At 71.4% G+C, this 6680-nt stretch carries 1 protein-coding gene; it reads left to right on the top strand.

Annotated elements, in window-relative coordinates; all coding sequences use genetic code 11:
* A partial coding sequence (locus ACFYOY_RS48865; RefSeq protein ID WP_388594560.1) for an SDR family NAD(P)-dependent oxidoreductase occupies window positions 1-6680 on the top strand: 6680 nt, incomplete at both ends.

Genomic DNA, 6680 nt, shown 5'->3' with positions numbered 1-6680 from the left:
GAGGAGTGTGGGGGCTCGGGGGTGTGGGCGCGGTGGGTGGATGTGGATTACGCCTCGCATTCGGTGCAGGTGGAGGCGGTGGAGGGGGAGCTTGTGCGGTCGTTGGCGCAGGTGGGGCCGGTGTCGTCTGGTATTCCGTTTTTCTCGACGGTGGAGGCGGGGTGGGTGGATACGGCGGAGTTGGGTGCCGGGTACTGGTATCGGAATTTGCGGAGCACGGTGCGGTTCGCGCCGTCGATCGAGCGGTTGGTCGGGGAAGGTTTTGCGGCGTTTGTTGAGGTGAGTGCGCATCCGGTGTTGACGATGAGTATCGAGGCGGCGGTGGAGCAGGCGGACGCCGGTCCGGTTGTGGTGACGGGGACACTCCGCCGGGACGAGGGTGGGATGCGCCGCGTGCTCACGTCCCTGGGCGAGGCGTATGTACGCGGTGTCCCCGTGGACTGGACCGCGCTGCTCGGCGACATCCCGGCTCATGCCGCCCTGGATCTGCCGACCTACGCCTTCCAGCACCAGCACTACTGGCTGCAGAGTGGCCACCGACCCGGTGAAGTGACCGCCATCGGCCTCGCCGGTGCTCAGCACCCTCTGCTGGGCGCATGGGTGGAACTGCCCGAAACGGACGGGGTGTTGTTCACCTCCCGACTGTCCCTGAGCACTCACCCGTGGCTGGCGGACCACACGGTGGCCGGTGCGGTCGTCCTCCCTGGGTCGGCCTTTGTGGAGCTGGCGGTACGTGCCGGTGACGAGGTCGGTTGCGGTGTCGTCGACGAATTGCTGATCGAGGCCCCGCTTGCGCTGACGGAGAGCATGAGTGTGCAGCTCCAGGTGGTCGTCGGTGGGGCGGATGACTCTGGCCGGCGACGCCTCACCGTTCACTCCCGGAGGCAGGGCAACGGGTCGGACGGGACGGACTGGACCCGACACGCCACGGGCACGCTCGCCGAGACCACCACCGCACCCGATATCGGCCTCGCACCATGGCCGCCGGTCGGAGCCACCCCCGTCGATGTGGACCAGGTGTACGACGATCTGGCACGGGGTGGACGTGGCATCGGCCCGGCGTTCCGTGCTCTGCGCTCGGCGTGGACCCGTGGCACCGACATCTTCGCCGAGGTGGAACTGGCCGACGACCAGCACGAGGAAGCAGAGCGCTGCACACTGCACCCCGCACTGCTGGAAGCCGTGTGCCACGCCGACACACACGCCGAGGCATCGGCGTTGCCCGTCGCCTACCGCGCGGTGTCCCTGTCCGCCACCGGGGCGACCGCGCTGCGCGCGCGTATCAGCCCGGATGGTCAAGGGGGTGTGGCGCTGGAGCTGGCGGACTCCGCAGGTCGGGCGGTCGGGTCCGTGGGCTCGGTGATGTCGCGGCCGCTCCCCGTCGACGGATTGGTGTCGGGCGCCGGGACGGAGCCGCAGGACGCGCTGTTCCAGGTCGAGTGGTTCCCCCTCCCGGTCGCGTCGGGCGCATCCGCCCTGGCCACCTCGGATCCGGCGACGGTGACGCTGACGGTCACGAGCCCAGCCGAGTTGACGACGCTCGCCGCTCACGGGAATGTACCGCCCTTCGTGTGTGTGGACTTGGCGGACACCACGCACGGCCTCCGGGCGCTGACCTCGCAGGCGCTGGAGTGGGTTCAGACGTGGCTGGCCGCACCGGAGACGGATGCGCGGCTGGTCATCGTCACACGCGAGGTCACCGACCCGATCTGCGCGGCGGTCTGGGGGCTCGTGCGCTCGGCGCAGTCGGAGGCCCCGGATCGGCTGGTCCTGGTGGCGATGGACGAGGACGCCGCCTCCGGCGCGCTGCTGCCCGCCGCACTGGCCACCGGCGAACCGCAGATCGCCATCACCGCAGGGGCGGTATCCGTACCGAGGCTTGTGCGCGCGACGCCGGATGAGGAGGAGCCACGACGCTCGCTGGACCCGGCGGGCACGGTTCTGGTCACCGGTGGCACGGGTGCACTGGGCCGGCTGTTCGCCCGGCACCTCGCGGCCGAGTACGGCGTGCGCAACCTCCTGCTGGTCAGCCGCCGTGGCGATGCCGCCGAGGGCGTGGCGGAGCTGGAGCCCGAGCTGGGCGCGCTGGGTGCGTCCGTACGCACTGTGGCCTGCGATATCGGCGACCGGACCGCGGTGGCGGAGCTGCTGGCCTCGCTTCCCGCCGAGGCTCCCCTCACGGCGGTCGTCCACACCGCCGGGGTCCTGGACGACGGCGTGGTCACCGCCATGACACCCGAACGGCTGGACACCGTCCTCCGCCCCAAGGCGGACGCCGCCGTCATCCTGCACGAGCTTACGCGCGACATGGACCTCGCGGCCTTCGTGGTGTTCTCCTCGGCCGCGGGTGTCTTCGGCAACCCCGGACAGGCCAACTACGCGGCGGCCAACGCCTTCCTGGACGCACTGGCCCAGCAGCGCAGGGCGGCAGGGCTCCCGGCCACCGCGCTCGCCTGGGGCCACTGGGCGCTCAGCAGCGAGATGACCGCACATCTCACCGCGGCCGACCTGCGCCAGCACACCCGGCGATTCGGCATGACCGCCCTGTCGGAGCAGACCGGTGTGGTGCTGTTCGACGCCGGTCTGCGCAGCGCCGTGCCCGCGCTGGTGGCGGCCCGGTTGGACCTCGCGGGCCTGCGCGCCCACGCCGCCACCACCCCGGTCGTCCCTCTGCTGCACAAGCTGGTGCCACCGGGCCGCCGGATCGTGAGCCGTGCGGAATTGCCGCAGACCGATCTCGTACGACGACTGGAGTCAGCGGACCCCGCCGAACGGGAGCAGACGCTGCTGGACCTGGTCACACGCCATGCTGCCCAGGTGCTCGGGCACTCCTCGGCGGATGGTCTCGCCGCCGGACGGGCCTTCCGGGATCTAGGCTTCGACTCGCTGACATCCGTGGAACTGCGCAACCGGCTCAACGCGGCCACCGGGCTCCGGCTTCCCTCGACCCTGCTCTACGACCACCCCAGCCCGCGGGCCCTCACCAGGCATCTGCACACCGAACTGCTGGGGTCGCCGAGCACCCCCGCCGCCCCGGCACCTGCGGGCAAGGCGTCGGACGATGGCATCGCCATCGTGGCGATGAGCTGCCGCTTTCCAGGCGGGGTGCACAGCCCCGAGGACTTCTGGCGCCTGATCAGCGAGGGCGGTGACGCCGTCGGGGACTTCCCGGACGACCGTGGCTGGGATCTGTCGGCGCTCTACGACCGCGACCCGGATCACCCCGGCACCTCCTACGTCCGGCACGGCGCCTTCCTGTCCGATGCCGCCGGGTTCGACGCCGAGTTCTTCGGGATCTCGCCGCGTGAGGCGCTGGCGATGGACCCGCAGCAGCGGCTGCTGCTGGAGACCTCATGGGAAGTGTTCGAGCGGGCCGGGATCGACCCGACCACGGTGGTCGGCAGCGCCATCGGAGTGTTCACCGGGATGAACACCCAGGACTATGCGATCCGCCTGAGCCACGTTCCGGACGAGGTCGAGGGGCACCGGATCACCGGCGTCTCCGCGGCCGTCCTGTCCGGGCGCGTGGCCTACACCCTGGGCCTGGAGGGGCCCGCGGTGACGGTGGACACGGCGTGTTCGTCGTCGTTGGTGGCCGTGCATCTGGCGGCGCAGGCGTTGCGGTCGGGGGAGTGCTCGATGGCGCTGGCCGGTGGGGTGACGGTGATGGCCGGGCCCGAGGCCTTCGTGGACTTCTCCCGCCAGCGAGGACTGTCGGTCGACGGCCGGTGCAAGCCCTTCGCCGCCTCGGCTGATGGCACGGGGTGGGCCGAAGGCGTGGGCGTGCTGCTGCTGGAGCGGCTGTCGGACGCGGAGCGGAACGGTCACCAGGTGCTGGCGGTGGTGCGGGGCAGCGCGGTGAATCAGGATGGTGCGTCGAACGGTCTGACGGCCCCGAATGGTCCCTCGCAGCAGCGCGTCATCCGGCAGGCGCTGGCCAGCGCGGGTGTGTCGGCCACGGACGTGGACGTGGTCGAGGCGCATGGCACGGGAACGGCATTGGGCGACCCCATCGAGGCGCAGGCCATCCTCGCCACCTACGGACAGGACCGCGACCGGCCGCTGTGGCTGGGCTCGGTGAAGTCGAACATCGGTCATGCCCAAGCCGCCGCGGGCGTGGCCGGCGTGATCAAGACGGTCATGGCGATGCGGCACGGCGTCCTGCCGCGGACGCTGCACGTCGACGCCCCCACCCCGGAGGTGGACTGGTCGACGGGTTCGGTGGAACTGCTGACCGAGGAACGGCCCTGGCCGGAGACGGCGGAACGCCCGCGCCGGGCCGGGGTGTCCGCGTTCGGCGTCAGCGGCACCAACGCCCATGTGATCGTCGAGCAGGCACCTGCCACCGCCACCGAGCCCGCCGCTGCGGACCCGGACGCGATCCCCGCCATACCGTGGGTGATCTCGGCCAGGAGCGCCGACGGGCTGCAAAGCCAAGCGGCCCGGCTCGCGGAATTCGCCCGCAGGCACCCGGAACTCGATCCGGGCGACATCGCCCACTCGCTCATCACCGCACGAGCCGTGTTGGACCACCGGGCCGTGGTCGTGGGCGCGGGGCGTGCGGAGTTGCTGAGCGGGTTGGACGCCATCACGGGGCCGAGCGATGGCCCGGTCGCGCGAGGTGTGCCGAGCCCTGGCAGGCTCGCGGTGCTGTTCACCGGACAGGGCAGCCAGCACGCGGGCATGGGCCGGGAACTGCATGCGCGCTATCCCGTGTTCCGCGATGCCTTCGACGCGGCCTGCGGGCAACTGGACCGGCATCTGGTCGACGCCGGGCATGTCGCGCACCCCGTCCGGGACGTCGTGTTCGCCCAGCCCGGATCCCCCGAAGCGGAGCTGTCCGACCGGACGGTGTACGCCCAGGCGGGGCTGTTTGCACTGGAGACCGCGCTTTTCCGGCTGTACGAGTCCTGGGGAGTGCGCCCCGACGCCCTCGCCGGCCACTCCGTAGGCGAGCTGACCGCGGCCCATGTGGCGGGCGTGCTGTCCCTCGAGGACGCCGCCGCGCTGCTGGCCGCGCGCGGGCGGCTGATGCAGGCACTGCCCGGTGGCGCGATGGTCGCGCTCAACGCCCCCGAGCCCGTGGTGCGGTCTCTGCTGCCCGATGAACCGGGCGCGGTGGACATCGCCGCGGTCAACGGGCCCGCCTCCGTCGTCGTCTCCGGCGCCCAGGACGCCGTGGTGGCCGTCGAGCGGAAATGCGCGGCCAAGGGGTACCGGACCAAGCGGCTGCGGGTCAGCCATGCCTTCCACTCCGCGCATATGGACGGCATGCTGGAGGCGTTCCGCGCCGTCGCCGCCGGGCTGTCGTACGCGCCTCCGACGGTGCCCATCGTCTCCAACGTCACGGGCGAGTGGGCCACCCCCGACCAACTGTGCTCCCCGGACTACTGGGCCGAGCACGCTCGCAGGACCGTCCGTTTCCTCGACGGCGTCACTACGCTCCGCGCAGGGGATATCGCGACCTTCCTGGAACTGGGCCCCGATGGTGTGCTCACCGCCATGGCGCAGGAAGCGCTGGGCGATGGTGCCGACCCGGCCATGTTCGTGGCCACATTGCACGGCGAACAGCCCGATCCGGTCGCCGCCGTGTCCGCGCTCGCCCGGCTGTACGTCCGTAGCGTCCCCGTCGACTGGACCGCGCTGCTCTCGGGGTCCTCGCGGCGCAGGGTCGACCTGCCGACCTACGCCTTCCAGCACCGGCGGTACTGGCCGGACGCACCCGCAACGGACGCCATTACGGCGGGCGAACCGCGTCCCGCACGTCGGTTGCTGCCGGAGGCGGCAGCGCTCCCGGGCGGCGGCACCACGGCCTTCGCCGAGCGGCTCATGGCCGGCACGGAGGTCGAGCGCCACCGGATGGTCCTGGATGTGGTGCTGAGCAGCGCGGCCGCGGTACTGGGGCATGACGACGCGTCGGCCATCGACGGCGAACGGGCCTTCCAGGACCTCGGCTTCGATTCCCTGAACGTGGTCCGGCTCCGCAACCGCCTGCGGGACCTGACCGGCGCCGAACTGCCGACCACGCTCGCCTTCGACTATCCGACACCGGCCGCGCTCGCGTCATTCCTGCATGCCCGGCTGCTCGGGCAAGACGCCGGATGGACCGGATCGGCGTGGGCGACGGGCGATCCCACGGAGCCGATCGCGATCGTGGGGATGGCGTGCCGGTTGCCGGGCGGCGTGTCCTCGCCGGAGGACCTGTGGGAGCTGGTTACGGCCGGGGGCGAGGGCATCGGGGAGTTCCCCGTGGACCGTGGCTGGGATCTGGAGAACCTGTTCGACCCGGACCCGGACCACGCGGGGACCAGTTATGCGCGGCGAGGTGGTTTCCTCTACGACGCGGCCGAGTTCGACGCCGACTTCTTCGGGATCTCGCCGCGTGAGGCGCTGGCGATGGATCCGCAGCAGAGGTTGCTGCTGGAGACGTCGTGGGAGGCGTTGGAGCGGGCCGGGATCGACCCGGCCTCGCTCCGCGGCCATGACATCGGTGTTTTCGCCGGAATGGTGAACCACGACTACGCCAGCCGCCTCGACACGGCTCCCGACGGCTCCGAGGGCTACCTCATGACCGGCGGCGCGGGCAGCGTGCTGTCGGGTCGGGTGTCGTATGTGCTGGGGTTCGAGGGTCCTGCGGTGACGGTGGATACGGCGTGTTCGTCGTCGTTGGTGGCGTTGCA

The organism is Streptomyces sp. NPDC007875, from assembly GCF_042868035.1.
In the GTDB taxonomy this organism is placed as follows: domain Bacteria; phylum Actinomycetota; class Actinomycetes; order Streptomycetales; family Streptomycetaceae; genus Streptomyces; species Streptomyces antimycoticus.
This window is presented reverse-complemented; position numbering and strand designations above follow the sequence as displayed.